Origin of the sequence: Aquabacterium olei, from assembly GCF_003100395.1 — a bacterium.
GTDB classification, from domain to species: domain Bacteria; phylum Pseudomonadota; class Gammaproteobacteria; order Burkholderiales; family Burkholderiaceae_C; genus Aquabacterium; species Aquabacterium olei.
Genome location: NZ_CP029210.1, coordinates 3,204,873 through 3,231,040 on the forward strand (window position 1 = coordinate 3,204,873; position 26,168 = coordinate 3,231,040).

Consider the following 26,168-nt stretch of genomic DNA (forward strand, 5'->3'; position numbering starts at 1 on the left):
GCTCAGAAGGCGATGTAGACAGGCCCCATGTCGTGCGTGAGGGTCAGCTGGCGGGTGTTCGAGCTGCCCGCAGCGGTCGTCGGCAGGCTGCCGTCCCAGGCGATGACCTGGGCGGTGGCGGGCACCGAAACCTGCGCGCTGATCTGGTTCGAGTCGAGCCACACCGCGTAGACCACCTTGCCATCGCCCTCCCACTTGAGCCCGTGGACGCGGGCGGGCAAGCCGGTCACAACCCCCCGGTAATCCTTACTTCCGGTCATCGTCTGCAGCTGCTTTGCCGCAACATAAGCCGGCTTGGGTGTGAGACTTGGCGTCAGCATGCCGTAGTTGTACTCGGGGTTGGCCGGGTCGTTGCCCCGGTCCAGCAGCTCGAAGGTCATCATCATCGGCAAGTTCATCGAGATCTGCGTGAGCATGGTCCGCAGCACCATGCGCGCCTGCCAGGTACGGGCACGGATGTCGTGGCCATCGCCAAACGTGGCCGCATTCAGGCCGCCCGACGAGTAGCCCCATTCGGTGCTCCAGACCGGCGCGTTGACGCCTTGCGACTTCAGCACGTAGCGCAGCGCCGTGAGGTCGCCGGCAAAGGTTTCGGGCGCACCGGTGCGGTACGGGTGGATGGCGAAACCGTCCACATTCGCCAGCTGGCCGGTGCGGGCCAGTTCCAGCACGTAGGGCAGATTGATCCACGACGGACCGCCGTTGAGCACCTTGCGGTTCGGGTCGATGGCCTTGATGGCAGCGACCGTGGGACCCAGCAGGGCGGCATAGGTCTTGGGGTCGCCATCGCGCCAGAAGACGGCGTTGTCCGGCTCGTTCCACACCTCGAACGCCACCACGTTGCGGCCCATCGCGAAGCGGGTGGCCTGACGGGCAAACTCGATGTAGGCGGCGCGGTTGGCCTCGGTGACGGGCGCGCCCCCGCCAAAGTCGGGGTGACCGTAGTCGAGAATGAACAGCGCCTTCATGCCGTACTTGGCCAGGCGGGTGAGCGCGGTCTCGTAGATCGAGAAATCGAACCGGCCGCCGCTCTGCACCATGTCCCAGAACAGGTCGAAGCGGATCACGTTGAAGCCCGCTTCGGACGCCAGCTTCATGCTGGCGTCGGAGATGCGATAGAACGATGCACCGGTGGCCATCCGGTCGGTGGTGCGGGCCACGACGCCCTTGGACAGCACGGCCTCCTGCCCGGTGAGGCCCACCTCGACAGTGTTGCTCCGCACGAGGCGCACATCATCGAACTGCACCGTGCCGCGCGGACCGACCAGCGCCTGCTGGCCCACCGTGAGCGACACGCCACTGACGCCGCCCTGCAGCACCCCGTTGTTCACGCCCCCCCAGTAGCTGGCAGGCGCCCGCACGGGCACGGAAACCTGGGCCCAGCCGTCGCCCTGCACGCTCTCGATGGTCTGAGACGCGAAGCTGTATTGCAGCGTCTGCCCCGAGGTGTCACGCAGGCGCATGCCCGTGCCCAGCAGCGGTTGCGTCTGGCGCACACGCATGAGCACGCGGGTGCTGTCCGGTGCGGTGACGGCAAACGGCACGCTGAAGTTGCGGGTGCCGGAGACATAACGACCGCAGTTCCATTTCGGAGCGGCGATCACTTCGAGCGTGCTGCAACCGAAGTCGGCGACGACATCGGCGTGGCGGTTCTCGAGCGTGCTGCTCATGGCCATCGTGCCGATGGCGCCGGTGAACTCGGGGCCCAGCGAGAACTGCCACTTGGGGACGAGCGCACCGTCGAGCGCGGTGTACGCATTGAAGTCATCCATCACCTCGCCAGCATTGGCCGTCGTGGTGGTGATGTTGTTGAGATAGGTGCGCGTGGTGGAAAGCGTCGAAGAAGCCAGGACAACACCTTGGGCGTCCACGCTCACCTCTGCTTCCGAGGCCGCCAGTTGCGGCGACGCGATCTTGCTTTCGGACCCGCCCCCGCCACCGCCACAGGCGGTCAGACAAGCACAGACAAGGGCCGTGAGCGCCAGCTTCAGCCGGACCGGCGATGAGAGATTCAGGGAGGGTACAGACATGGCAATACAAAATCGAAAGAGCGACGCGGATGCTAAGGACGCACCGGGTGCCGCGCGCACGGGCTTGTATCGCCTTGCAAGTCAGGGTGGACGCCCGCCACGCCGACCATTCGTGCAAGGCATCACGGCCGGTGCCCCGTCGATCGATCCGGGCCGTGCGCCCCGCGGATTCCGGCACGGCCGTTTGCCCAGCACGGATTGGCTCACTGTTACGTCCGGTTTCGGCGTCGGGCAAATCACACGGTAAGACGTCATGAGCGCCCTGCCCTTTCTCCCCGACGCTTGCGTGCAATGGTTGCGCGACCGCGTCCGTGCACGCCGCTTCGACCGCGAACTGGCTCACAGAATGAGCCGACTGGACAACGCCCGCGCCAACCCTGCGGCGGCGCTCGACGCGGTGCTTCTTCAGATCATTCAACGGCCCGCCATGACGAACCTGCGCAAGGGGGCCCCGGACACCACCTCCGTTCTGAAGGACAAGGCTGAACAGGCGCGATCGCTGCTGGGCAACATCCATATGGAAGACACGCCTGGGGCACTTCTGGCGCTGACGCGCTGGATGGCCTCCGCCGACGCGCGCGATGCAGACTGCTTCCACGCCTACGGTCTGGCGTTCTGCCTGGTGCATGCACCCTTGCTCGATGCCCTGCGCAAAAGGCTCACGCCGCAGGTTGTGATGCACATGACGTGCGAAGCCCGCATCGCGCGCGCGCGGCAGTCAGCCGAAAGCTTTACCGAACTGCAGGCGCAAGGTGTGAGCCAGATCAATGTGGTCGGAAGCGACACTGAGGTACATCGATTCACGTGGGATGACGAACTTGACGCCCTGCGCGTGCCAGTTCCGGACACCTACGATCACCTGGCTGGCAAAGTGGCTGCGGCCTACTTTCTGCTGGGCCTGCTGCCCCATGTGCGCGTTGTCATGAAGGTCGATGACGACCACCGCGCCGGGCATGTTGTGCCGCTGAAACGGGTCCTGAACCGTGCAGCCCGCTGCGAGGCACCCACGCAATGGGGCCACCGTTATCACAGCCCCTATCCGGCAGGGCACAACCGCATCTGGCATCTTGGCAAATGCGGTGAGGCGCACATCAACCACGTGCCGCACACCTACATGGGCGCCATCACCTGGTGTACGGGCGAACACGGCTACGTGCTGAACCGTGCGGCGCTGCTGCGTTTTGTGTGGGCGCATGTGTATTTCGGTGAGCTGGTGCGCACCGCGCTGTACGAAGATGCCTTCGTATCGGACACGCTGGTGCGACTGGGTGGCCGCATGCGCCCGGCCCCCATGACGCAGGCGCTGCGCGCCGTCGACGCGTACTGAGCACCATGGAGACCCGAGCATGAAGGCCCAACTTGCCAGAGGCGTGCTGTGGTTGTCGGCGGCCAAGGTCGCCGTGACCGTGCTCGCCTTGTGCAGCACCTTCATCCTGGCCAGACTGTTGACCCCCGAAGACTTCGGGCTGGTGGCGCTGGCGCTCACGATGCTGGAGGTGCTGGCCGCCATCACCGAGCTCTCGCTCGCGTCCTCGCTGATCCACCACGAACAGCCCACGGAAGATCACTTCCACACGGCGTGGACGATGAACCTCATCCGTGGCGGACTGGTGGGGGCCGGCTTTGCGCTCGCCTCGCCCTGGGTGGCTGATCTTTACCACGACGAACGGCTGATCCCGGTAATGTGCTGGATGGGCCTGTCGGTGTTCATCAACGGCGGTGCGAACCCGAAGGTCATCGTGCTGACCCGGCAGCTGGTGTTCTGGCAGGAATTCGTCGTGCTCGTCACGCAGAAGCTGGCGGGCGTCGTTGCCAGCATCGTGGTCGCGCTTGTCTTCCGAAGCCATTGGGCGTTGGTGGTGGGGCTTCTGTGCACACAGGTGGCCGGCGTGGTCAGCTCCTATGTCGTCGTCCCCTACCGTCCTCGGTTCTCACTGATCCATGTGCGGGATCTGTTGTCGTTCTCGGTGTGGCTGTCGCTCGGGCAGATCGTCAACACGCTGAACTGGCGACTGGACCACCTGATCATCGGTGCCCGCATGGGCGCCCGTGCACTGGGCCTGTACACCGTGGGCGACAAGCTCGCGGCCCTGGCCACACGCGAGACCATCGGCCCGATCGAGCAGGCACTGTTCCCCGGTCTGCGCGCCGTGGTGCACGAGCCCGAGCGGCTCAAGCGGGGCTACCTGCGCGCCCAGGCCGTCATTGCCGCCGCCGCGATGCCGGTCGGAATGCTGTTTGCGTTGCAGGCCGAGGTCGTTGTTCGATTGGTGCTGGGCGAGAAGTGGCTGGATGCCGTGATCGTCGTGCAGATGCTGGCCGCTGTGTTTGCCTTGCAGACGGTGGCCTCGCCCGTGCGCCCCCTGGCCATGGCGCTCGGCGCCACGCGCCTGCTCTTCATGCGCGACCTGGCGATGTTCGCCGTGCGTGTGCCCATCATCGCCGCAGCAGCGTGGTATGGCGGCCTGCTGATGGTGCTGCAGGCGCGGGCGATCACCGGCCTGGCCACCATCGTGCTGAACATGACCGTGGTCCGCCAACTTGCGGGCCTCTCGCTCACAGCCCAGCTGCGCAGCACCGAGCGCTCCCTGGTCAGCGCGGTGGTGGCGGGCGCCGTGGTGTGGGCCGCGCAAACCCCGAGCGGGGCCGGATGGAGCTGGCTCCATCTGGCCGGTGAACTGGCTGCTGTCAGCACGCTGGGTGTGGCGGTCTACGGCGCCATGCACCTGGTGCTGTGGTCGCTGGCCTCGCGTCCCCCCGGGCCCGAAACCGAATTGCTGAGCCTGCTCGACAAGCTGCGCCACAAGTTCCTCCCCCATCAGGTGAGCACCCATGACCAATGAGAACACCCCGTTCATCCAGTCGCAGATCGCCTTGTTGCGCAAGACCTTCCGCACCCTGCTGGCGCCCGGCGAAGACTACGCACTGGTCGACTTTCCAGACCACGGCAACGTCGGAGACAGCGCCATCTGGCTCGGCGAAATCGAGGTGTTGCTCGACCTGCAGGGCAAGCCGCCGCGCTACGTGTGCGAATGTGAAAGCTACGACCCCGCTGCCCTGCGCGCCGCACACCCGGAAGGCCCCATCCTCATCCACGGCGGCGGCAATCTGGGCGACCTGTGGATGCGGCACCAGAGCCTGCGCGAACGGGTGATCCAGGACTTCCCTGGACGTCGCATCATTCAGATGCCTCAGTCGATCTTCTTCCAGAGCCCCGACCGCGCCCGGCATTTCTGGGATCTGGCCCAGCGCCACGGGGATGTTCATGTACTGACACGCGACCAGCGCAGCCATTCGGAGGCGCGGGCGGCACTGGGCGACCAGTGTGGGCTGTGCCCCGACGCCGCATTCGGGCTGGGTGAGCTGTCGGCCCACCATCCGCCCAAAGCCGGGGTGTTCTGCCTGATCCGGCAGGACGCCGAGCAATCGGGCTTCGACTTTGCGCCGGTGCTGGCCCGGCCGGGCGTCATGGCGGCAGACTGGCTCGATGAACCAGCGGCGATGTCACGCATGGTGAAGATGCACTCCGCCCTGAAAGCGTTGACGGCCGGTCGGAGCGGTGCACAGCGCGTGCGCCTTGCCAAATACCAGCGACTCGCGCAGGCGCGTCTCGACCGAGGCGTGCGCCTGCTCGAACAGGGAGAGCACGTGCTGACCGATCGCCTGCATGCACACATCCTCTCGGTGCTGCTGGGCAAGCCCCACGCGGTGCTGGACAACAACTACGGCAAGATCCACGGCTACATGGCCGCGTGGACACGCGAAGCGCCCACCGCCCGGCCCGTGCACTCGGTAGACGAAGCGCTGGCCGTGTTCAAGGCGTGGGGGGTGTAGGCCTCGCGACAGGGTGCATGCCGATCAGGCTGGTCGTGAAGGTGATCGGCATCTCGGGCGCCCGGCCCTGGGTGTACCGCTCCACCATGTGGTCCTGCATCGCAATGAACTGGTAGGGCCGATGCCAGTAAAAGCGCTCGGCATACCCTTGCTGTGCGCTCTGGAAGGTGTCCGCGCTCACCCCGCGATAGCCCTGCGCCTCGGTGCTGCCCATGAGGTTGACGAGACTGAGCAGCGCCACCCCCACCGCCATGCTGGCGGCCACGGGAGCCCAACGGCGACGGGCCGGGAGCCCCCCTTCGTCGGGCCGCCTGAGCGTGAGCACGAACACCACCAGCAATTGCGGATAGAGCAAGCGCTCGCCCGGGTTGACGATCTGCAGCGCCGTGGCCGGCACCAGCAGGTACGCCGCCCCGAGCACCACCGCGACGGCGCGCAGCGCGGCATGGTGCGCCACCGCGGGGCGCTTCAGCGCCAGCACCTGCATCCTCAGCAGCACAACGGCCGCCGCCAAGTTGGCCGCGCACCCCAGCCAGAACAGGGACGGCAGACGCCCCAGATCGGAGAGGTCGCCGATCATGAAATTCTGGTAGGGGCCGGCCTTGCTCAAAGTGTAGAACTTGTACGCCAGGAAGCGGACATCGCCATAGCTGACGGGCGTGTGCAGGGCCGGCATGGCGTCGTTGGATTTGGCCAGCAGGTACCACAGCGTGAGCAGGCCGGCTGGGACCATGGCAATCACGTAGTGCAACACCGCACGACGCGAGCGGTACAGCGCCTGCATCCCCGACAACACGCCGAACGCCAGCAGGCAGAAGCCATGGCAGGCAAAGGCGAGCAGCGACACGCCGCACACCACACGCGGATCCCGCTGACGGTCATCGGGAAGGGAGAGATAGGCCATCAGAACCAGCAAGCCACACTGGTAGTTCAGATAGCCGCTCCAGAAACTGGAGTTGCACACGATGCACACCAGCAGCGCCGGGTAGGCCAACTCGGGCCGCAATCGGTTGGCCTCGACAAAGCGATAGGCCAGCCATGCCGCAACCACCAGATACGCCGTCACGGTGCACCGCGCCGCAGCGACCGGGCTCATGAAGAAGTTGAGGCCCGTCATCCACAACTGCGAGGTGATGTACGGAACGGGGTAGTCGCGCAGATAGAACACCGCGCTGCCCGTGCCGTCCAGCAAGGTGCGCGTGATGAAGGCCTGGTAGGCCCATTCGTTGAAATCGGCCAGCGGCAGATAGCGAAACCACCAGATCACCAGCAGCAGAACTGCGCCATACGCACCTGGCAACAGCATGCGGGCGTGGCGACGGTCGACGGTGGGGACGAAGGTGGTGCCGGGTGCCTGCATGATGGGGTTCTGGGGTCGCTCGGGTCGGGTTGCGCCTCACGGGCGTTCGATCGCCTGCTTGTAGCGGGCAACGCAAGTTCCAAGCCCGAATAACTCTTCCGCACGACGTGCGCTGACCGGCAGACGCTCGGCCATGCGCGCCTGCAGTGCCTGCGCCTGCTGCACCGCCGCCACGAACTCCTCGTCCGTGTCGAACGACAGCACCCCCTCGAATTGTCCCTGTACCCAGCGGATGAACGGGCTGGTGCGTGCAATGACAATGGGCACCGCCCCGATCGCCTCGAAGAAGGCACCACTGACGAGCGCCGACTCGTCGGCATGCGGCAAGATGAGGACATCCAGGCGGGCCAGGGCGGCCGCAAAGTCCTCACGGCTCATGAAGCCCGTGGAGAGCCGGATATCCGGTGCGGGATCACGGCGTGCCATGTGGCTTCGCAACAGCGCTTCGTAAGCCGGGTCGGCACGCCCTCGGATGGCGAGTTCCGGCCCCACCGGCCACAGGTCGATGATGCGCTCGATGCGCTTGTAGGGCCTCACGGCACCCAGGATGCCGGCGCGCATGGGCCCCGGCGCGGTTAGCCCTCTGACGAGAAGCTCATCGAGTGAGCCATCTCGATACAGCGGGTGCGGGAGGTAATCGGCACGGTATCGGTCGGCAAAGCTCGGATCGTGCACCACGCGCACATCGGCCAGCCGGCTCAGCAAGCGAATCAGCCATACAGAAAAGCCGCGGCGCCACCCACTCAGGTCATGCACCGCATGGTCGTGCACGAAATACACCAGACGCGCCCGCATCAGGCTCAGCACCAGGGCGTACACCGCGAACTGCGCGAGTCCCGCCCAGCGGATACTCGCCCCGGCATGGCCTTCGGAAAAAGCCCGCGCCTCGAGCCAGTGCAGCAGCACCACGTTGTCACGCTGGAACAAGCCCAGAACCCTGCGTGACAACAACGTGCGAAACGACAGCGGCTGCACGTCGTAACCGCAGGCCGCCACAATGGTCTTCACCCGGTTGATGTAGTCGTTCGTGTGGTTGGTGAAGGGCGACACGAAGGCGGTTTTCATCCGGCCCAGTCTATCGGCCTGAAGGGCAGCTTCATCCCCCATCAACAGGGGTCAGTTGTGACAAGCCTGTGTGCGCCGTGTATGTGATTTTCACAGGGGTAACAGCCTGCCTCACGCCCCCCCTCGTCTCAGGGAAAAAGCCACCATGGCGCACCTGGAAGGCCCACCAGTTGCTCTCCAGGGCACGGCTTCTCTCCTGGAACCTCATGAACGCACCGCCTCTGACCCATACCCCCTGGCGCGCCGATCCACGCGCCGTGCGGTGGGCCCCCGCGCTGGCCGGGCTGGCCCTTCTCATCATGTACCTGCCCACCTACCGGGCACTGGACCAATTCGTATGGGGCCTGGTCGGCCAAGGCCATGGCCCCGTGATGCTCGCCCTGGTGCTGTGGCTGGCCTGGCAACGCTATCCGAAGCTCGCCACACTGGAAGGCCCACCAGCCACCCTCGCTGGCAGCTTGCTGCTGCTGCTGGGTGGCCTGATCTACGTGGTGGGCCGCTCGCAGGACGTCCTCTTTCTCGATGCCATCTCGCAGATCCCGGTCCTGATGGGCGTGCTGCTCCTGCTATGGGGCTGGCAGGGCCTGAAGACGATGTGGTTCCCGCTCTTCTTCATGCTGTTCCTGGTGCCCGTGCCGGGCTCGATCGTCGACGTGGTCACCGCCCCGCTGAAGATGGGCGTGTCGTACGTGGCAGAGCACATCCTGTATGCCCTGGGTTACCCCATCGGACGCATGGGCGTCACGCTGCACATCGGCCCCTATCAGCTGTTCGTGGCCGACGCCTGCGCTGGCCTGAACTCCATCTTCGCGCTGGAGGCGATCGGCGTGTTCTACATGAGCGTCGTCCAGCACACCAGCCGCCTGCGCAACATCCTGCTGGCCGCGCTGATCATCCCGATCTCGTTCGCCTCCAACGTGCTGCGGGTCATGGCACTGGTGCTCATCACCTACTACTTCGGGGATGAAGTGGGGCAGGGCTTTGTCCATGACTTTGCCGGCATCCTCCTGTTCCTCGTGGCCACCTGCCTGACCATCGGCACCGACTCGGTACTCGGGTTGTTCTTCGGTCGCGACAAGTCCCGGGAGCCCACATGACGAGCTGGACACGTTCAACGGTCGTCGCCACCACACTGCTGCTGTTTGCGCTGGCCGCGGTGCTGATCCGGCCGGACATCAACAGCAGCGCGCCCGACCCGCATCTGGAGGCCAGCGTGCCGCAGTCCTTCGGGTCGTGGAAGATGTTGCCGAACCCGCTGCAGCAGATCTCGGTGGCCACCCAGGGCGCCACCTCCACCGACCAGCCTTACGACGAGGTGGTGTCCCGCACCTACGTCAATCCGCAGGGCGACATGGTGATGCTGGCCCTTGCCTATGGCAAGAACCAGCGTCAGGAAGTGAAAGTGCACCGCCCGGAGCTGTGCTATCCGGCACAGGGCTTCAAGGTGATGTCACTCCAACCGGTCACTTTTACCGGCATTGCAGACAGCGCATCCGGTAAGAACGTCACCGGGCAACGCATGGTCGTCAACGCCCGAAGCAGCGCGGAGGTGGTGAGCTACTGGATCCGCATTGGCGACACCTACAGCAGCAGCCCCTGGCAGGTACGTTGGCAAATCATGAAGGAAGGTCTGCAGGGCCGCATGACGGATGGCATGCTGGTGCGGGTGTCGCAGCGGGTCAGTCCGGGCGAAGACCCGGCGCCCCATCATGCCCTGGTGGAGTCCTTTGCCCGAGACTTGCTTGCGGCGGTGCCGCCTGCCACGCGCAGTTACCTGGTCAGATGAGCCCTTCCATGTCCTTGCCCCGCGTTTCGGTGGTCGTGTGCAATCACAACTACGGCCATTTCATAGCCGACGCCATCCAGTCCGCACTGAACCAGACGCTGGCTGCGCACGAGGTCATCGTGGTCGACGATGGCTCGACCGATGACTCGGTCGCGGTCGCCTCCCGCTTCGCGGACCGCATCCGGCTGATCACGCAACCGAATGGCGGGCAGATCTCGGCCTACAACACCGGCTTTGCTGCCGCCTCAGGCGACGTTGTGGTATTCCTGGATTCCGACGACCGCCTGTGCCCCGAGGCCATCCAGGTGGTGTCCCAAGCCATGGCAGACCCGGCGGTGGCCCGGCTTCAGTATCGGCTCGGGTTGATTGACGCCTCGGGCACCGCCACAGGTGCCGTGATTCCGACCCTGCTGGCCGACGGCGATCTGGCCGATGAAGTGCGAAGCGGTCGCCTCTTTCTGGCATCGCCCGGCAGTGGCAACGCCTACCGCGTCGCGGCGCTGCGCCGCATCATGCCGCTGCCCGTGAGCCAGGAGGAGCGACACGGCGCCGACTTCTTCGCGGGCTACGGCACGGCCCTGCTCGGGCGCGTGAAGGCACTGCCAACCGCGCTCGCCCAGTACCGCGTGCACAAGGCGGGCGATGAAACGAGTCTCTGCTTTGGCAACGCCCGCGCCACAGCCCCTCAGACGCGTATCCTGCAGATGCGCTACCAGCGGCTCGCAGCATGGCTGACTGCAGCGCTGCCCGGGGAACGCCTCGCACACGACGTCTTTCCCGACTTTTCGCTGCAGAAGCAGGATTTCGCCAATGCGGTGTTCTCGGCCCCGAACTACGGGGCGGGCTTGCGAGCCGGGCTTGCGCAGTTGCCGCCCATGTTGCACTCCATCCGACTGCGTCATTGCGCGCTGCCCATGAAGCTGGGGCTGGCGGCGTGGGGCGTGCTGGTCTGGCTGCTGCCCAGGCGACTGGGGATGCCTCTGGCGCGGCACGTCTGCAACCCGTCCAGCAGGCGGTCTGCCGTGAACTGAGTGGCATACTCGGCCGCCATGATCCTGATCACTGGCGGCGCCGGCTTCATCGGCGGCAACTTCGTGCACCACTGGTTTGAACGCGCGGCGGCACAGGGCCTGCCGGCCGAGCCCGTGGTCGTGTTCGACAAGCTGACCTACGCGGGCAATCCGGCCACCATCGCCACCTACCTGCGATCGGGCCAGGCAACCCTGGTGCACTCCGACATTGCCGACCGCGATGCGGTCCGGCAGGCACTGGCCACGCACCGCCCCAGGCTGATCGTGCACTTTGCAGCCGAGAGCCACGTCGATCGCTCCATCCACGGCCCCGGCGAGTTCGTGCACACCAACATGGTGGGCACCTTCAGCCTGCTCGAGGAAGCCCGCGCTTACTGGGGCGGACTGGACGGCGAGGCCAAGTCCGCCTTCCGCTTCCTGCACGTGAGCACCGACGAGGTCTACGGCTCGCTCTCTGACACCGACGCCGCCTTCAGCGAAACGACGCCCTACGCACCCAACAGCCCGTACTCGGCCAGCAAGGCGGGCAGCGACCACCTGGTGCGGGCATACCACCACACCTACGGCTTCCCGACGCTGACCACCAACTGCAGCAACAACTACGGGCCCTACCACTTCCCCGAAAAGCTCATCCCGCTGATGATCCTCAACGCGCTGGATGGCAAGCCGCTGCCCGTGTACGGCGACGGCCTGAACATACGCGACTGGCTGTTCGTGCGCGACCACTGCGAGGCCATCTGCCAGGTCATCGAAAAAGGCACTTGCGGCGAGACCTACAACGTGGGCGGCATCAACGAGATCCGCAACATCGACGTGGTGACCACCATCTGCCGCAAGCTCGATGTGCTGCGCCCGCGTGCGGACGGCACGAAGTACGAAAGCCTGATCACCTACGTGACCGACCGCCCGGGCCACGACCGCCGCTACGCGATCGACCCCACCAAGATCCAGCGCGAGATCGGCTGGCAGCCGGCCGAAACCTTCGAATCGGGCATCGACAAGACGGTGCGCTGGTACCTTGAGAACACGGAGTGGATCGACACCGTGCGCTCGGGCGCCTACCGGGACTGGATCGCGAAGAACTACAGCGGCCGCGCCGTCTGAACGAGGTCGCCATGCACATTCTTCTGCTCGGCAAGGGCGGCCAGGTCGGCTGGGAGTTGCAGCGCGCGCTGGCGCCGCTCGGTCAGGTCACCGCCCTCGATTTCGACACACCAGGGCCCGCCGCGGCCCCCGATCTGCGTGCTGATTTCAGTCAGCCCGAGCAAGTGGCGGCCCTGGTGCGCGCCGTGCGACCCGACGTGATCGTGAACGCAGCGGCGCACACCGCGGTCGACAAGGCCGAGAGCGAGCCGGATCTGGCACGGGCCATCAACGCCACGACGCCGGGGCTCGTGGCCCAGGCGGCAGACGACCTCGGTGCGCTCCTCGTGCACTACAGCACCGACTACGTCTTCGACGGCAGCGGCACCGCGCCCCGCGACGAGCGCGCCACCACAGCGCCCCTGAGCGTCTACGGCCGCACCAAGCTCGAAGGCGAGCAGGTTATCCAGGCCAGCGGCTGCCGTCACCTCATCTTCCGCACCAGCTGGGTCTACGCTGCCCGCGGCGGCAACTTCGCCAAGACCATGCTGCGCCTCGCCGCCGAGCGCGACCAGCTCAAGGTGATCGATGACCAGATCGGCGCGCCCACCGGGGCCGACCTGCTGGCGGACGTCACCGCGCATGCCATTCGCACCGTGGTGGCGGGCCGTGACGACCTGCTCGGCCTGTATCACCTCGTGGCCGCCGGCGAAACCAGCTGGTACGACTACGCGCGCTTCGTCATCGAATGGGCCCGCGAGCGCGGCCAGCCGATCCGGGTGGCGCCCGACGCGATCATGCCGCTGCCCACCGGTGGCTACCCCACGCCCGCGCAGCGCCCGTTGAACTCACGACTCGACACCGGCAAGGTGCGTAGCGCCTTCGGCCTGACGCTGCCGCACTGGCAACAGGGCGTGGAACGCATGCTCACCGAAATCCTGGGGAGGTAATCACCATGAGCAAGACCCGCAAGGGCCTCATCCTGGCCGGCGGCTCGGGCACGCGCCTGCACCCGGCCACGCTGGCCATCAGCAAGCAGCTGCTGCCGGTGTACGACAAGCCGATGATCTATTACCCGCTCAGCACCCTGATGCTGGGCGGCATCCGCGACGTCCTGGTCATCAGCACGCCGCAAGACACCCCGCGCTTCCAGGCCCTGCTGGGCGACGGCAGCCAGTGGGGCCTGAACCTGCAGTACTGCGTGCAGCCCAGCCCCGATGGACTGGCCCAGGCCTTCGTCCTCGGCCGGAATTTCGTGGATGGCGCCCCCAGTGCCCTGGTGCTGGGCGACAACATCTACTACGGCCATGACCTTCAGCGCCAATTGCTGAGCGCCAATGCGCGCACGGAAGGCGCGAGCGTCTTTGCGTACCACGTGCAAGACCCGGAACGTTACGGGGTGGTCGAGTTCGACCAGGCCAAACGGGCCCTGAGCATCGAGGAAAAGCCGAAGGCGCCGAAGAGCAACTACGCCGTGACCGGCCTGTATTTCTACGATGAGCAGGTGTGCGACATCGCCACATCCATCCAGCCCAGCTCCCGTGGCGAACTGGAGATCACCGACGTCAACGCCCGCTATCTGGAGCAGAACCAGCTCCACGTCGAGATCATGGGCCGCGGCTATGCGTGGTTGGACACCGGCACACACGACAGCCTGCTCGAAGCCGGGCAGTTCATCGCCACGCTGGAGAAGCGCCAGGGCCTGAAGGTGGCCTGCCCCGAAGAGATCGCCTACCGGTCGGGCTGGATCTCTGCGGCCGACCTCGAGCGCATGGCCCAGCCGATGCTGAAGAACGGCTACGGGCAATACCTGCTCAAGGTCATCAACGACAAGGTCTACTGATCCCTTTCCGATTCATGAAACTCATCCGCACCGCCCTCCCCGACGTCGTCATCATCGAGCCCGCCGTGTACGGCGACGACCGCGGGTGGTTCATGGAAAGCTTCAACGAAGGTCGTTTCGAAGACGAACTCGGCAAGCTCGGCCTGCCCGTCCCACGCCGTTTCGTGCAGGACAACCACTCCTGCAGCCGGCGCGGCGTGCTGCGCGGCCTGCACTACCAGCTGGCGCCCCGTGCGCAGGGCAAGCTGGTGCGCGTGGTGCAAGGCGCCGCGTTCGACGTGGCAGTCGACATCCGCAAGGACTCGCCCACGTTCGGCCAGTGGGTGGGCGTGGAGCTCACCGCCGACAACCAACGCCAGCTGTGGATCCCCGCGGGCTTCGCCCACGGCTTTGTCGCGCTGGAGGACAACACCCACTTCCTCTACAAGACGACGGACACCTACTCCAGGGAACACGAGCGCAGCATCCGCTGGGATGACCCGGACATCGGGGTGGCGTGGCCGCTGGGCGGCCTCACGCCAGTGCTGGCCCCGAAGGACGCAGAGGCCCCGTTGCTGAGCCGGGCCGACACGTTCTGATACGCCACGGGGCCCCCAAAGCGTGGGGAACGTGACCGCCGTGTCACAGACACCCCCGCATAATCCCTGAATGAACTCCAATGCGGCCCCCCCCGCGCCACCCCACACCAACCTGATGCGCAAGCTGGCCGTCTACGGTCTGTTCGCCGTGTTCGCCGTGTGGTGTGTCACCGCCTTCCGCAAGGACATTGCCCAGGTCGACCCGAGCCAGTTGCAGGCCGGCTGGGGTGCGGTGCTGCTCGCGGGTGGGCTGTCGCTGGTGAACTACGCGCTGCGCGTGTGGCGCTGGCGCCTGTACATGACACGACTGGGCCACAGCCTGCCGTGGCGCTTCGTGGCCCTGACCTACATGGCCGGGTTCGCGTTCACGCTGTCGCCCGGCAAGATCGGCGAGATGGTCCGTGCACGCTATTACCAGCCGCATGGCATCGGCCTGCCGGCGTCCGGTGCGGCTTTCTTCGTCGAACGCCTGCTGGACCTGCTCGCCATGATGCTGCTGACGGCCGCCGCACTGACCGAACTGCAGGCCTACCAGCGCTTTCTGTGGGTGGCGCTCGCGCTGGTCGGCGGCCTGCTGGCCATGCTGATGCTGCTGCCGTGGCCCCGCGTGGCGGCCCACCTTGACCAACGTGCCGCGCACCGCCTGTTGCGCCCCGCCCAGACGATCGTGCACACGCTGGTGCGTGCCCGCGCGCTGCTGTCTCCCGGCATCCTGCTGGGCGGCATGGCCCTGGGTCTCGCGGCCTGGGCGCTGGAAGCCATCGGCCTGAAGCTGGTGGCCGACGTGCTGTCGCCCGAGCCCCTCGCCATGGCGTCCGCCATGGGCATCTACGCGGTGGCGATCATCGTCGGTGCGCTGTCCTTTCTGCCGGGCGGACTGGGCAGCACCGAGTTCGTGATGGCCGGGCTGCTGTATGCCCACGGCTTCACCATGCCCCAGGCGATCCTGCTGACCCTGGTGTGCCGACTCCTGACCCTGTGGCTGGCCGTCGTGATCGGCTGGTACTGCGTCTGGGTTCTTCGCCATACAAAACAGACATGAATCAGAGAGACGTTCCGCTTTGCGTCGACCTCGACGGCACGCTCATTCACAGCGACCTGCTGCTCGAATCCTTCCTCCTGCTTGTCAAGCGCAACCCGCTGTACCTGCTGCTCGTGCCGTTCTGGCTGCTGGGCGGCAAGGCCCGACTCAAGCGCGAGATTGCGAGCCGCGTCACGCTCAACGGCGCGGCTCTGCCCTACGCCGCCCCCTTTGTCGAGTGGCTGCGCACGCAGAAGCAACTGGGCCGGCCGATCTGGCTCGTGACCGCCTCGGACAGCCGCCTGGCCCACGCCGTGGCCCAGCACCTTGGCCTGTTCGATGGCGTGCTGTCCAGCGACGGCCAGACCAACCTGTCGGGAAGCAACAAGGCCGCCGAACTGGTCAAGCGCTTTGGCGAAAAGCGCTTTGACTACTGTGGCAACGAGGCCGTCGACCTGAAGGTCTGGCCGCATGCCCACGCCGCGGTGGTGGTGCACGGCGGCAAGGCGCTGGAAGCACGTGCCCGCGCGGTCACCCAGGTGGCAGCCACCTTTGCCCCGCAGCCCACCACCTTCAAGGTGGTGACGAAAGCACTGCGCGTTCACCAGTGGGCCAAGAACGCACTGATCTTCGTGCCGCTGGCAGCCGCCCACGTGCTGGGCGATGCAGCCCGGATGCTGGACGGCCTGACGGCCTTCGTGGCCTTCAGCCTGTGCGCCTCGTCGGTGTACCTGCTCAACGACATGCTGGACCTGGAAGCGGACCGCGCGCACCACAGCAAGTGCCGCCGGCCGTTTGCGGCAGGCACCTTGAGCCTGCTGTTCGGGCTGGTGGCCGCGCCCCTGCTGCTGCTGCTGGCCTTCGGTCTGGCGCTGCTGCTGCCCGCGAAGTTCCTGGGCGTGCTGCTGGCCTACTACGTCGTCACGCTGGCCTATTCTTTCCTGCTGAAACGCCTGGTGATGATCGACGTGCTGACGCTGGCCGGGCTGTACACCGTGCGCATCGTGGCGGGCTCGGCGGCCACGGACATCCCGCTGTCGTTCTGGCTGCTGATGTTCGCGATCTTCATCTTCCTGAGCCTGGCCATCGTCAAACGCTTTGCCGAACTGCACGCCATGCGCGTGCAGGGCAAGGACAAGGCCTCCGGCCGTGGCTACCAGGTCAACGACATTCACCTGCTGCAGAGTCTGGGCACGGCCAGTGGCTACCTCAGCATCCTGGTGCTCGCCCTGTACGTGAACTCGCCCGACATCGCCAGGCTCTACAGCCATCCCAAGCTGGTGTGGCTGCTGGTGCCGGTGATGCTGTACTGGATCAGCCGCATCTGGATGGAGACCTACCGCGGCAACATGGACGACGACCCCCTGGTCTACGCGCTGAAGGACCGCACCAGCCTGGCCACCGGTGTGGCGGCGGCCATCGTGCTGTGGGCCGCCACCTGACACCGTATGGCGGTCACCTCGTCGTACACCTCATGGGGCCGGGTGCTGCGTCCCGAGCACGAACTGCTGCCTCTGGCGAGCCGCCATGCGGCCTTGCCTGCCCTGCCTGATGGCAGCGCGACCATGCTGCCCTACGGCAACGGCCGCAGCTACGGTGACAGCAACCTGAACCCGGGCGGCGCCCTGCTGCCCGGTCGCCAGCTCGACCGCTTCATCGCCTTCGATCCGTCCACGGGCGTGCTGCGCTGCGAGGCCGGCGTGCTGCTGTCCGAGATCCTGCGCCTGGTGGTGCCCCAGGGATGGTTTCTGCCCGTCACGCCCGGCACCCAGTTCGTGACCGTGGGCGGCGCCATCGCCAACGACGTGCATGGCAAGAACCACCATGTGGCCGGCTCGTTCGGCAACCACGTGCGGTGCTTCGAGCTGCTGCGCTCGGATGGCATACGGCGCGTGTGCAGCCTGACCGAGCACGCGGACTGGTTTGCCGCCACGGTGGGCGGTCTCGGCCTGACCGGTCTGATCACCTGGGCCGAAGTGCAGCTGCGCCGCGTGGCCAACCCCTTCATGGTGACCGAGTCGATCCGCTTCCGCAGCCTGGAGGAGTTCTTCGAGCTGAGCGCCGCCTCGGAGGCCGACCACGAGTACACCGTGTCGTGGATCGACTGCGCGTTCGGCGGCAAGCGCCTCGGCCGCGGCCTGTTCAACCGGGGCAACCACGCGCCCGCGGCGATGGAGACAGCCTGGGTGCCGCGCGGCCTGGCGCAAGGCGGAGACCCCCACACGCGCACCGTGCCGATCACGCCCCCGCTGTCGCTGGTCAACAGCCTGTCGCTGAAATCGTTCAACACGCTGTACTTCCACAAGCAGCGGCGCGATGTGGTCAGCGGCATGCAGCACTACCGGCCGTTCTTCTATCCCCTCGATGCCCTGCTGGAGTGGAACCGCATTTACGGCCCACGCGGCTTCTATCAGTACCAGTGCGCCATCCCGCCCGAGCGGGCGCTGAAGGCCACGCGTGCGCTGCTGGAGGCGATCTCGGCCAGCGGCATGGGCTCTTTCCTGGCCGTGCTCAAGCAGTTTGGCGCGCCCGCCTCGCACGGCATGCTGTCCTTCCCGATGCCCGGCACGACGCTGGCGCTTGACTTCCCCAACCAGGGCCCCCGGCTCCACAAGCTCTTCGAGGCGCTGGACCGCATCGTGCTGGAAGCGGGCGGGCGGCTTTACCCCGCCAAGGATGGTCGCATGGGCGCCGCCCTGTTCAAGGCGGGTTACCCGCGCTGGTCTGAATTCACCTCGTATGTCGACCCTCGCTTCAGCTCCGGCTTCTGGCGCAGGGTCATGGAGCAAGCATGAGAAAGATCCTGATCGTCGGGGCCACGTCGGCCATTGCAGAGGCGACGGCGCGCGTTTGGGCCCAGCGGGGCGACAAGCTCTTCCTGGCTGCGCGACGTGAGACGCAATTGCAATCCGTGGCAGACGACCTGCGCACGCGCGGTGCACCTTTTGTGGGCACGCAGGTGTTCGACGCCAACGCACTGGATCAGCATGTGAGCCTGCTGCAGGCCGCCACCGAAGCAATGGGCGGGCTCGACACCGTGCTGATCGCGCACGGCACCCTGTCGGACCAGAACCGGGCGCAGACGGATGCGGCCTACGCCATGGACGAGATTCACACCAACGGCCTGTCCGTGGTCCACCTCATGGGCCTGGCGGGTGAGCAACTGGCCAGCCAGGGGCATGGCGCCATCGCGGTGATCTCGTCGGTGGCCGGCGACCGCGGGCGGCAGAGCAATTACGTGTATGGCAGCGCAAAGGCCCTGGTGTCTGCCTTTGCCTCCGGGCTACGGCAACGGCTCAGCAAGCAGGGCGTGCACGTGGTGACGATCAAGCCCGGCTTTGTCGACACGCCGATGACGGCGTCCTTCAAGAAGGGCGCGTTGTGGGCCAAACCCGAGAAGGTGGCGGCCGACATCGTGAACGGCGTGGACAAGGGCAAGTCGGTGGTCTACACCCCGGGCTTCTGGGCCTTGATCATGCTGATCATCAAGCACATCCCGGAGTTCGTGTTCGTGAAGCTCGCGCTCTGAGCGCCCCCACCGGACGAAAGCCCGCATGCGCATCGCCATCTTCACCCACCCGCCCTTCATGAACTCGCAGAGCATGCCGCGGTTCGCGCGCATGCTGGAAGAGGCTTACACCGCACGCGGTCACACCGTGAGCCTGCACTCGGCTGTGCCGGTGATGCGCCGCTGGATCACCCATCCCAAGCTCGCCAAGTGGGCGGGCTACGTCGACCAGTACCTGCTGTTCCCGCGGGCCTTCCGCAAGACGCTGCGGACCCTCCCACCGGACACCTTGTTCGTGTTCTGCGACCAGGCGCTGGGCCCGTGGTGCCCGCTGGTGGCCGACCGGCCGCACGTGGTGCATGCACACGATCTGCTCGCGCTGCGATCGGCACTGGGCGACATTCCCGAGAACCCGACGTCGGCCACGGGCAAGGCCTACCAGCGCTACATCCGGCAGGGCTTTCAGCAGGCACGGCGCTTCATCGCCATTTCCCGGCGCACGCAGGACGATCTGATCCGCTTCGCCGGCATTCCGCGTGAACGCATCAGCGTGGTTTACAACGATCTGAATCACCGCTTTGCCCCGATGCCCGACGGCGAGGCGCGCGCTGTGCTGACCCGGGCGAACCTGCCGGCAGACAAGGGCAGCATGCTGCTGCATGTGGGCGGGGGCCAGTGGTACAAGAACCGCGTCGGCATCGTGAGCCTGTATGCGGCGTATGCACGGCGCTGTGCACAGGCGGGCACGGCCCCGCTGCCGCTGCTCATGGTGGGCCCGCCTCCCTCCGGGGCAGCGTTGCAGGCCGCGCTGGCTTCGGTGCCGGCCGGCGCGCACGTGATCTTCCGTCAGGGGCTGGACCAGCCTACCCTGGTGGCCGCTTACACACAGGCTGCCGCTTTTCTGTTCCCGAGCCTGGCAGAAGGGTTCGGATGGCCCATCGTCGAGGCCCAGGCATGTGGCACGCTGACCCTGACCACCGACGAGGCTCCCATGAGCGAGGTGGGCGGGCCTTCTGCCTTCTACGTGCCCCGACTGCCTTACGGCGCCTCGGTGGGCCCGTGGGCTGAAACGGCGGCCGAAACCTTGATCGGCATGCTGGCCCTGTCGGGGGCCGAGAGGGAACACCGCGTTCAACAGGCGCAAGCCTGGGCCAGCCAGTTCAACACGGGTGCCGCCATAGAAGGTTATCTCGGGGTCTATATGGACGTGCTGCGCGAGGCTGGCTACCGCGACAACGCCGTGTCTCCCGACGGCGCGATCAAGCCCTGTTGAGGCCCTGCCTGCTGGGGCGCAAAGCGCATCAACAGGTCCACCATGTGCTCGGCAGCGGGGGTCAGCGGCAAGCCGGCCCGGTGGATCAAAACCATGTCGGGTGCTGGCAGCTCTTCACGCACCGGGATGATTTGCAAGGTATCGGCGGTCAACGGGAAATCCGCCCATTGCCTGGGCAGCATCGCAAGCAGGTCTGTTTGCGTCAACGCGACCAGCAGAGACAGGGCGCTGCCGGCTTGCAGCATGACGCGAGGCGGGTCAAGTTGATAGCGTGCAAACAGGTGAGCCAGGTCTTCGCTGGCATTGTGGTCGATGGCGGTGGAAGCCCATTCCGCGCCCACCAGCTCATGCAGTGAGCCAGCTCCGGCATGCGGATGCCCCTTGCGGCCCACCACCGCACGGGTGTTGCGGAACAGGGTCTCGACCCGCAGCCCAGACGACGGTGCGATCCGCGGCGCCGCTCCCATGTAGAAGTCGATGCTGCCGTCACGCAAGCGTGACTCGATGTCCGGGAAGAGGCCCTCGATGAGGTGCAGCCGCACGCGCGGGTAACGCTGCCGGAACCGCGGCAAAGCGGCAGGCAGCAATCCGGCATGCGGCATGATGGACAAGGCCACCGTCAGGCTGCCGCCGCCTTCGTCAAGGATCTGCGCCAGCTCGTCCTGTGCGCGCCGAGACTCGTTGACGATCAAGCTGGCCCTCAAATGAAACCGCTGCCCCGCCTGGGTCAGCGTCATGCCGGAGGCAGTTCGCTCGAACATCGGCGTGCCCAGCTCTTTTTCCAGCGCACGGACGCTGCGCGTGAGAACCGGCTGGTCGACCCCGAGATGGCGCGCCGCTGCGCGCAGGCTGCCATGTTCGACGATGGCCACGAGGTCGCGCAGCTGCGTGAGCTTCATGAGGGTTGCACCTAGATGATGAATGCGTATCGCTCGCTTGATTTTGTCATCTTCTGCCGTGACAGGGCCTTGCCTACATTGGTGACATCCGCTGCAGACGGATCCATTCAACCAGGAGACAACGCCGTGCCTTTCAACCGCTTCCGGGTTTTCACCACCTAGGGAAACAGGCCGGCGAAGCCCCCTCACCCTGACCACATTGGCCTGCCACCAGGTCGAGCCGCTGCATGGCGGACCACCTGAGTTCACTCATATCCAAGGACCTTCTCATGACGATCGTATCTCCTCGCAAGAAAGCACTCGTGACCGGCGGTGCCACGGGCATCGGCCGCAGCGCCGTGCTGGCCCTGGCCCGCGCCGGCTACGACATCGCCATCAACTACAGCGCCAGTGCAGCCAAGGCCCAACAAGTGGCGGCAGAGGCCGAGCAACTTGGCGCACGCACACTGCTGATCCAGTGCGACGTCAGCAACGATCCCGCGGTGCACCAGATGATGCACACGATTGGCGAGACGTTCGGCCACCTTGATGCGCTGGTGAACAACGCAGGCACAACCGCAAGCTGGAAGATGCGCGACCTCGACAGCCTGGACATGGCCGAGTGGGACCGCACGTTTGCCGTGAATGTGCGCGGCACGTTCCAGGTGACGCGCGCGGCCGCGCCGCTGCTGCGCAAAGGCACTCAACCGGCCATCGTCAACACGGCCAGCATCGTCGGCCTGCGTCCGGGCCCGCAACCGCCGGCCTATGCCGCCAGCAAGGCCGCAGTCGTCAACCTCACCAAGACGCTGGCCTGGAACCTGGGCCCGGATATCCGCGTGAATGCGGTGGCCCCGGGCTGGATGGAGGGGGAATGGATGGAGCGGATGCTGGGCGACAAGTACGACGACCTGATGGGCAAGCGCGCCAAGCAGACTCCGCTGCGCCGTTGCGTCACGGCAGACGACGTGGCCGAAGTGATGCTCAACCTGTTGACGGCCAACCGCTTCGTGACCGGCGAGGTGGTCGTGATCGACGGCGGCTTCACCGCATCGACCTGATCGCCCAAGCGCCCCTCGACACCCTGGATAAAGGAGAGACCGATGCTGGAAGGATTCGTGCCGTTCCCAGAGAACGCCGCAGCGCAATACCGTGCCAAGGGCTACTGGCAGGACCAGTCGCTGGCCGCCGAGTTCGACACCGTGTTCAAGCGATTCGCGCCCCGCACGGCGCTGATCGATGGCGACCGTCGCTATACCTACGCAGAGTTGGATGCGCAAAGCAGCAACCTCGCGCTGAACCTGCTGGACCTGGGCCTGAAGCCACTGGATCGCGTCGTGCCGATGCTGCCCAATGTGGCCGAGTTCGTGGTGCTGTACTTCGCGCTGCAGAAGATCGGCTGCATTCCCATCGCCGCGCTGGTCACGCACCGCTACGCGGAGCTCAGCCAGTTCGTGCGTCTGTCGCAAGCACGTTGCGTGGTCTACCCGAAGACGGTGCGCGAGGCCGGCAACACCTTTGCCTTCGCGCCCTTCGTGCAGCGCGTGCAGCAAGAGCAGCCCGTGCTGGAACACCGCCTGGTGCTGGGCGAGCCTGAAGCCGGCGAGGTGTCGCTCACCGCGCTGATTGCAAAGCCGGCCCGACGCCCGCTCTCGGACCTCGAGGGCATTGCCATTGCCCCCACCGACCCGTGCATCTTTCAGCTGTCAGGTGGCACAACGGGCATCCCCAAGCTGATTCCGCGCACCAACAACGACTACGCCTACAACTCGAAGGTGGCCGCAGACGTCGCCGGCGTGGACGCCAGTTCGGTGCTGCTGCTGGTGCTGCCCATCGCGCACAACCTGCCGCTGGCCTGCCCCGGCATCCAGGGTTTCCTGTTCCGCGGGGCCACCGTGGTGCTACACGCCAACACCAAGCCGGTAGAGATGTTCGATCTCATTCAGCGCCATGGCGTTACCCACCTGAAGGTGGTGCCGGCCCTGCTGATTCGCCTGATCAACGCCCCCGAGATTGGCGACTTCAAGCTCGACTCGGTGCAGCAGATTCAAAGCGGGGGCCAACGCATGCAGCCCGAGGTGCGGCTGCGCACGCGCCAGTTGTTCAAGAACGCCTTCGTGCAGGAGAACTTTGGCATGAGCGAGGGCCTGCTGATGTTCGTGCGCCGGGGCGATCCTGAAGAAGTGCTGCTGGAAACGTGCGGCCGCCCGGTGTGCCCGGATGATGAGGTCAAGCTGATCGACGACGAAGGCCGCGAAGTCCCGGACGGCGATGTGGGTGAGCTGGCCTGCCGTGGCCCGTACACGTTGCGTGGCTACTTCGGCGTTCCCGAGTACAACGCGCGCCAATTCACGCCGGATGGCTTCTACCGTTCCGGCGACCTGATGCGCAAGCATCCCTCGGGCAACTACATCGTCGAGGGCCGCAAGAAGGACCTGATCAACCGGGGTGGTGAAAAGATCAGCGCAGAAGAGGTGGAAAACCTCATCCTGATGCACCCGGCCGTGCAGAACGTTGCCTGCATCCCCATGCCCGACGCCGCCATGGGCGAAAAGATGTGCGCCTGTGTCGTCCTGCGCCAGGGCAAGAGCCTGACGCTGCCCGAACTGGTGGCCTTTCTGCAAACCCATGAAATCGCACGCTTCAAGCTGCCCGAGCGGCTGGAGTCGATGGCCGACTTTCCCGTATCGACCTTTGGCAAGGTCAGCAAGAAGGCCCTGGGGGAATGGGTGACACAGCTGCTCTGCGAGGAAGCAGAGCGCCCGGCCCACGCCCCCACCCAGCAAGCCGCCTGACCTCAACCCAACGGAGACATTGCCATGCGCATCATCGATCTGCACTGCTATCCAGGCACACCGACCTGGATTGAATCTCAAGGGCCTTATCCCGCTGAACTGGCGCGCTATTGGAAGCGCGAATGGGTCGGCAAATCGGAGGACGAGGTGGTGGCCGAGTTCACCGAGGCTGGCGTGCAAGCCTGCCTGGTGGCGCTCGATCTGGAGACCACCGTGGCGGCCCCGCCCTGCACCAACGAATACGTGCACGGCATGTGGAAAAGGCACCCCGACCGCATCATCCAGTGCTGGGGGGCCGTGGAGCCCGCCAAGGGCGAGATTGCCATCCGTCAGGTGAAGAAGGCCGTTCAGGAGCTGGGATTCATCGGCTTCCACTTCCACCCCATCATGCAGCACTTCGCGGTGAACGACCGGCGCCACTACCCGCTGTTCGAGGAGATCAACGCGCTGGGCGCGGCCGTGATGATCGACGTGGGCACCACCGGCATGGGGGCCGGCATGCCGGGCGGTCATGGCGCGCGCATCCGCCACGCGCACCCTGGTGCCATTGATGACCTGGCCGCCGACTTCCCCAACCTCAAGATCATCATGGCGCACCCTGGCTGGCCCTGGGTGGACGAGACCACGGCCGTGGCCCTGCACAAAGGCAACGTGTACTGGGAAATGTCGGGTTGGGCGCCCAAGTACTTTCCGGGCAACCTGAAGGTCGACATCCGCGGCCGCCTGCAGGACAAGATCATGTTCGGCAGCGACTATCCCAGCCTGCCTTACGACCGCATCCTGCGAGAATGGTCGGAGTTGGGCTACAGCGACGCCGTGATGGAAAAGGTCATGCACGGCAACGCTGAGCGGGTGCTGGGCCTATGACCCGGCACGCCTACCTTTGCGACGGTGTGCGGACACCGATCGGACGCTACGGTGGTTCGCTGTCGGGCATCCGTGCCGACGACCTGGGCGCCCTCCCCATTCAGGCGCTGATGGCACGCCACCCCCGCCTCGACTGGGCCCAGCTTGACGAGGTCTACTATGGCTGCGTCAACCAGGCCGGCGAAGACAACCGCAACGTGGCGCGCATGAGCGCCTTGCTGGCAGGCCTGCCTGTGTCGGTGGCGGCAGCCACGGTCAACCGGCTGTGTGGCTCGGGGCTGGAGGCGCTGTCCGCAGCGTCACGCGGCATCGCACTGGGCCAAATCGATCTGGCGCTCGCCGGCGGGGTGGAAAGCATGAGCCGCGCCCCGTGGGTCATGTCCAAGCCCGGCAGCGCCTTCGATCGCCAACCGGAAGTGCATGACAGCACGATCGGCTGGCGTTTTGTGAACCCCCGCATGGCCGAACTGTACGGCGTGGAGGCCATGGGCGAAACCGCCGAGAACGTGGCCGAACGACACGGCATCGCACGGGCCGATCAGGACGCGTTCGCCTGGCGAAGCCAGCAGCGCGCCGCACGGGCCCAGGCAGACGGGTGGTTTGATGGCGAAACGGTCTCCGTGGCCCTGCCCCAGAAGCGGGGCGCAGCGCCCCGCTGGTTCACGCAGGACGAGCATTTGCGGCCCGACACCACGCGGGACGACCTGGCACGGCTCCAACCTGCGTTCAGGCCGCAAGGCACTGTGACGGCAGGCAATGCCTCCGGCGTGAACGATGGCGCAGCCGCCCTCCTCCTGGCCAGCGAGGCCGCCGTGCAGCGCCATGATCTGCAGCCGCTGGCACGGGTGGTGTGTGTTGCCACGGCAGGCGTTGAGCCCCGGATGATGGGCATCGGGCCCGTGCCGGCCGTGCAGCGGCTGCTGGCGCGCACCGGCCTGCGCATTGCCGATTTCGACGTCATCGAACTCAATGAGGCGTTCGCGGCGCAAGGTCTGGCCGTGTTGCGCGAACTGGGCCTGCCGGACGACAGCGACCACATCAACCCGCATGGCGGCGCCATCGCGCTGGGCCACCCGTTGGGCATGTCGGGGGCGCGGCTCGCGCTGACCGCAGCCCGACACCTGCAGAAAACGGGCGGCCGCCTGGCGCTGTGCACGATGTGCATCGGCGTAGGACAAGGCATCGCCGTGGCGCTCGAACGCACTTGAGGAGCAAG

The 26,168-nt window shown here is 66.1% G+C and carries 23 protein-coding genes; 19 read left to right on the forward strand and 4 right to left on the reverse strand.

Annotated elements, in window-relative coordinates:
• Nucleotides 1-2 precede the first annotated feature (2 nt).
• Nucleotides 3-2,030 (reverse strand): cellulase family glycosylhydrolase, encoded by a 2,028-nt coding sequence (locus DEH84_RS14355; RefSeq protein ID WP_109037467.1) that lies wholly within the window; start codon nucleotides 2,028-2,030, stop codon nucleotides 3-5.
• A 253-nt stretch (nucleotides 2,031-2,283) separates the two neighbouring features.
• Between DEH84_RS14355 and DEH84_RS14360 the strand changes: the two genes are divergently transcribed.
• From DEH84_RS14360 to DEH84_RS14370, 3 genes are read left to right on the forward strand one after another with little or no spacing between them, the layout of a single operon-like run.
• Nucleotides 2,284-3,357: a hypothetical protein gene (locus tag DEH84_RS14360; protein WP_109037468.1), complete on the forward strand. Its 1,074-nt coding sequence runs from the start codon at nucleotides 2,284-2,286 to the stop codon at nucleotides 3,355-3,357.
• Nucleotides 3,358-3,376: 19 nt separating this feature from the next.
• Entirely contained in the window at nucleotides 3,377-4,873 is a 1,497-nt protein-coding gene (locus tag DEH84_RS14365; protein WP_109037469.1) for a lipopolysaccharide biosynthesis protein, read from the forward strand.
• Nucleotides 4,863-5,864: a polysaccharide pyruvyl transferase family protein gene (locus tag DEH84_RS14370; protein WP_109037470.1), complete on the forward strand. Its 1,002-nt coding sequence runs from the start codon at nucleotides 4,863-4,865 to the stop codon at nucleotides 5,862-5,864. The genes DEH84_RS14365 and DEH84_RS14370 overlap by 11 nt, the downstream gene beginning before the upstream one ends.
• On the opposite strand, the gene DEH84_RS14375 is transcribed toward DEH84_RS14370, so the two are convergent.
• Together DEH84_RS14375 and DEH84_RS14380 are read right to left on the reverse strand one after the other, a co-directional pair.
• The gene (locus DEH84_RS14375) at nucleotides 5,845-7,224 is read right to left on the reverse strand and encodes a hypothetical protein (protein WP_109037471.1); all 1,380 of its coding nucleotides are present in this window, start codon (nucleotides 7,222-7,224) and stop codon (nucleotides 5,845-5,847) included. The genes DEH84_RS14370 and DEH84_RS14375 overlap by 20 nt on opposite strands.
• Nucleotides 7,225-7,260: 36 nt before the next feature.
• On the reverse strand, nucleotides 7,261-8,289 hold the full coding sequence (locus DEH84_RS14380; protein WP_109037472.1) for a glycosyltransferase family protein: 1,029 nt from the start codon (nucleotides 8,287-8,289) through the stop codon (nucleotides 7,261-7,263).
• 206 nt (nucleotides 8,290-8,495) lie between these two features.
• On the opposite strand from DEH84_RS14380, the gene xrtB reads away from it, so the two are divergent.
• The 12 genes from xrtB to DEH84_RS14440 all read left to right on the forward strand — a co-directional run bounded on the left by xrtB (nucleotide 8,496) and on the right by DEH84_RS14440 (nucleotide 20,412).
• Nucleotides 8,496-9,386: an exosortase B gene (gene xrtB / locus DEH84_RS14385; RefSeq protein ID WP_109037473.1), complete on the forward strand. Its 891-nt coding sequence runs from the start codon at nucleotides 8,496-8,498 to the stop codon at nucleotides 9,384-9,386.
• Nucleotides 9,383-10,075, forward strand: a complete 693-nt coding sequence (locus DEH84_RS14390; RefSeq protein ID WP_109037474.1) for an exosortase C-terminal domain/associated protein EpsI — start codon at nucleotides 9,383-9,385, stop codon at nucleotides 10,073-10,075. Before xrtB ends, DEH84_RS14390 begins: the two co-directional genes overlap by 4 nt.
• An 8-nt stretch (nucleotides 10,076-10,083) precedes the next feature.
• Nucleotides 10,084-11,106 (forward strand): glycosyltransferase family 2 protein, encoded by a 1,023-nt coding sequence (locus tag DEH84_RS14395; protein WP_159098983.1) that lies wholly within the window; start codon nucleotides 10,084-10,086, stop codon nucleotides 11,104-11,106.
• 18 nt (nucleotides 11,107-11,124) lie between these two features.
• Nucleotides 11,125-12,210: a dTDP-glucose 4,6-dehydratase gene (gene rfbB / locus DEH84_RS14400; protein WP_109038408.1), complete on the forward strand. Its 1,086-nt coding sequence runs from the start codon at nucleotides 11,125-11,127 to the stop codon at nucleotides 12,208-12,210.
• Between the two features lie 11 nt (nucleotides 12,211-12,221).
• Nucleotides 12,222-13,139 carry a dTDP-4-dehydrorhamnose reductase gene (gene rfbD, locus DEH84_RS14405; RefSeq protein WP_109037476.1) on the forward strand — a complete coding sequence of 306 codons (918 nt, stop codon included), beginning with the start codon at nucleotides 12,222-12,224 and terminating at the stop codon, nucleotides 13,137-13,139.
• A gap of 5 nt (nucleotides 13,140-13,144) precedes the next feature.
• Nucleotides 13,145-14,032, forward strand: coding sequence for a glucose-1-phosphate thymidylyltransferase RfbA (gene rfbA, locus DEH84_RS14410; protein ID WP_109037477.1), 888 nt, complete (start codon nucleotides 13,145-13,147; stop codon nucleotides 14,030-14,032).
• A 14-nt stretch (nucleotides 14,033-14,046) separates the two neighbouring features.
• Entirely contained in the window at nucleotides 14,047-14,610 is a 564-nt protein-coding gene (gene rfbC, locus DEH84_RS14415; protein WP_109037478.1) for a dTDP-4-dehydrorhamnose 3,5-epimerase, read from the forward strand.
• A gap of 70 nt (nucleotides 14,611-14,680) precedes the next feature.
• Nucleotides 14,681-15,652 carry a lysylphosphatidylglycerol synthase transmembrane domain-containing protein gene (locus DEH84_RS14420; RefSeq protein WP_109037479.1) on the forward strand — a complete coding sequence of 324 codons (972 nt, stop codon included), beginning with the start codon at nucleotides 14,681-14,683 and terminating at the stop codon, nucleotides 15,650-15,652.
• Nucleotides 15,649-17,073: a UbiA family prenyltransferase gene (locus tag DEH84_RS14425; RefSeq protein WP_109037480.1), complete on the forward strand. Its 1,425-nt coding sequence runs from the start codon at nucleotides 15,649-15,651 to the stop codon at nucleotides 17,071-17,073. Before DEH84_RS14420 ends, DEH84_RS14425 begins: the two co-directional genes overlap by 4 nt.
• A 6-nt stretch (nucleotides 17,074-17,079) precedes the next feature.
• Nucleotides 17,080-18,426, forward strand: coding sequence for an FAD-binding oxidoreductase (locus tag DEH84_RS14430; RefSeq protein WP_109037481.1), 1,347 nt, complete (start codon nucleotides 17,080-17,082; stop codon nucleotides 18,424-18,426).
• Nucleotides 18,423-19,160 (forward strand): SDR family oxidoreductase, encoded by a 738-nt coding sequence (locus tag DEH84_RS14435; RefSeq protein ID WP_109037482.1) that lies wholly within the window; start codon nucleotides 18,423-18,425, stop codon nucleotides 19,158-19,160. The genes DEH84_RS14430 and DEH84_RS14435 overlap by 4 nt, the downstream gene beginning before the upstream one ends.
• Before the next feature lie 25 nt (nucleotides 19,161-19,185).
• The gene (locus DEH84_RS14440; RefSeq protein WP_109037483.1) at nucleotides 19,186-20,412 is read left to right on the forward strand and encodes a glycosyltransferase; all 1,227 of its coding nucleotides are present in this window, start codon (nucleotides 19,186-19,188) and stop codon (nucleotides 20,410-20,412) included.
• On the opposite strand, the gene DEH84_RS14445 is transcribed toward DEH84_RS14440, so the two are convergent.
• Entirely contained in the window at nucleotides 20,364-21,422 is a 1,059-nt protein-coding gene (locus DEH84_RS14445; protein ID WP_245932602.1) for a LysR family transcriptional regulator, read from the reverse strand. The genes DEH84_RS14440 and DEH84_RS14445 overlap by 49 nt on opposite strands.
• Before the next feature lie 158 nt (nucleotides 21,423-21,580).
• On the opposite strand from DEH84_RS14445, the gene DEH84_RS14450 reads away from it, so the two are divergent.
• From DEH84_RS14450 to pcaF, 4 genes are read left to right on the forward strand one after another with little or no spacing between them, the layout of a single operon-like run.
• Nucleotides 21,581-22,351 carry an SDR family NAD(P)-dependent oxidoreductase gene (locus DEH84_RS14450; protein WP_109037485.1) on the forward strand — a complete coding sequence of 257 codons (771 nt, stop codon included), beginning with the start codon at nucleotides 21,581-21,583 and terminating at the stop codon, nucleotides 22,349-22,351.
• A 42-nt stretch (nucleotides 22,352-22,393) separates the two neighbouring features.
• On the forward strand, nucleotides 22,394-24,085 hold the full coding sequence (locus tag DEH84_RS14455; protein WP_109037486.1) for a (2,3-dihydroxybenzoyl)adenylate synthase: 1,692 nt from the start codon (nucleotides 22,394-22,396) through the stop codon (nucleotides 24,083-24,085).
• A 24-nt stretch (nucleotides 24,086-24,109) separates the two neighbouring features.
• The gene (locus DEH84_RS14460) at nucleotides 24,110-24,952 is read left to right on the forward strand and encodes an amidohydrolase family protein (protein WP_109037487.1); all 843 of its coding nucleotides are present in this window, start codon (nucleotides 24,110-24,112) and stop codon (nucleotides 24,950-24,952) included.
• Complete coding sequence (gene pcaF / locus DEH84_RS14465; protein WP_109037488.1) at nucleotides 24,949-26,160, forward strand: 3-oxoadipyl-CoA thiolase; 1,212 nt, start codon at nucleotides 24,949-24,951, stop codon at nucleotides 26,158-26,160. The genes DEH84_RS14460 and pcaF overlap by 4 nt, the downstream gene beginning before the upstream one ends.
• Nucleotides 26,161-26,168: the final 8 nt, after the last annotated feature.

Bases quoted from the DNA above. Each gene is read 5' to 3' on its own strand.
- DEH84_RS14395 (WP_159098983.1), top strand. From the start codon at position 10,084: ATGTCCTTGCCCCGCGTTTCGGTGGTCGTGTGCAATCACAACTACGGC.
- pcaF (WP_109037488.1), top strand. From the start codon at position 24,949: ATGACCCGGCACGCCTACCTTTGCGACGGTGTGCGGACACCGATCGGA.
- DEH84_RS14390 (WP_109037474.1), top strand. From the start codon at position 9,383: ATGACGAGCTGGACACGTTCAACGGTCGTCGCCACCACACTGCTGCTG.
- DEH84_RS14440 (WP_109037483.1), top strand. From the start codon at position 19,186: ATGCGCATCGCCATCTTCACCCACCCGCCCTTCATGAACTCGCAGAGC.
- rfbD (WP_109037476.1), top strand. From the start codon at position 12,222: ATGCACATTCTTCTGCTCGGCAAGGGCGGCCAGGTCGGCTGGGAGTTG.
- DEH84_RS14420 (WP_109037479.1), top strand. From the start codon at position 14,681: ATGAACTCCAATGCGGCCCCCCCCGCGCCACCCCACACCAACCTGATG.
- DEH84_RS14370 (WP_109037470.1), top strand. From the start codon at position 4,863: ATGACCAATGAGAACACCCCGTTCATCCAGTCGCAGATCGCCTTGTTG.
- DEH84_RS14435 (WP_109037482.1), top strand. From the start codon at position 18,423: ATGAGAAAGATCCTGATCGTCGGGGCCACGTCGGCCATTGCAGAGGCG.
- DEH84_RS14355 (WP_109037467.1), bottom strand. From the start codon at position 2,030: ATGTCTGTACCCTCCCTGAATCTCTCATCGCCGGTCCGGCTGAAGCTG.
- DEH84_RS14365 (WP_109037469.1), top strand. From the start codon at position 3,377: ATGAAGGCCCAACTTGCCAGAGGCGTGCTGTGGTTGTCGGCGGCCAAG.
- xrtB (WP_109037473.1), top strand. From the start codon at position 8,496: ATGAACGCACCGCCTCTGACCCATACCCCCTGGCGCGCCGATCCACGC.
- DEH84_RS14380 (WP_109037472.1), bottom strand. From the start codon at position 8,289: ATGAAAACCGCCTTCGTGTCGCCCTTCACCAACCACACGAACGACTAC.
- DEH84_RS14375 (WP_109037471.1), bottom strand. From the start codon at position 7,224: ATGCAGGCACCCGGCACCACCTTCGTCCCCACCGTCGACCGTCGCCAC.
- DEH84_RS14455 (WP_109037486.1), top strand. From the start codon at position 22,394: ATGCTGGAAGGATTCGTGCCGTTCCCAGAGAACGCCGCAGCGCAATAC.
- rfbB (WP_109038408.1), top strand. From the start codon at position 11,125: ATGATCCTGATCACTGGCGGCGCCGGCTTCATCGGCGGCAACTTCGTG.
- DEH84_RS14460 (WP_109037487.1), top strand. From the start codon at position 24,110: ATGCGCATCATCGATCTGCACTGCTATCCAGGCACACCGACCTGGATT.
- rfbC (WP_109037478.1), top strand. From the start codon at position 14,047: ATGAAACTCATCCGCACCGCCCTCCCCGACGTCGTCATCATCGAGCCC.
- DEH84_RS14360 (WP_109037468.1), top strand. From the start codon at position 2,284: ATGAGCGCCCTGCCCTTTCTCCCCGACGCTTGCGTGCAATGGTTGCGC.
- DEH84_RS14430 (WP_109037481.1), top strand. From the start codon at position 17,080: ATGGCGGTCACCTCGTCGTACACCTCATGGGGCCGGGTGCTGCGTCCC.
- DEH84_RS14425 (WP_109037480.1), top strand. From the start codon at position 15,649: ATGAATCAGAGAGACGTTCCGCTTTGCGTCGACCTCGACGGCACGCTC.
- DEH84_RS14450 (WP_109037485.1), top strand. From the start codon at position 21,581: ATGACGATCGTATCTCCTCGCAAGAAAGCACTCGTGACCGGCGGTGCC.
- rfbA (WP_109037477.1), top strand. From the start codon at position 13,145: ATGAGCAAGACCCGCAAGGGCCTCATCCTGGCCGGCGGCTCGGGCACG.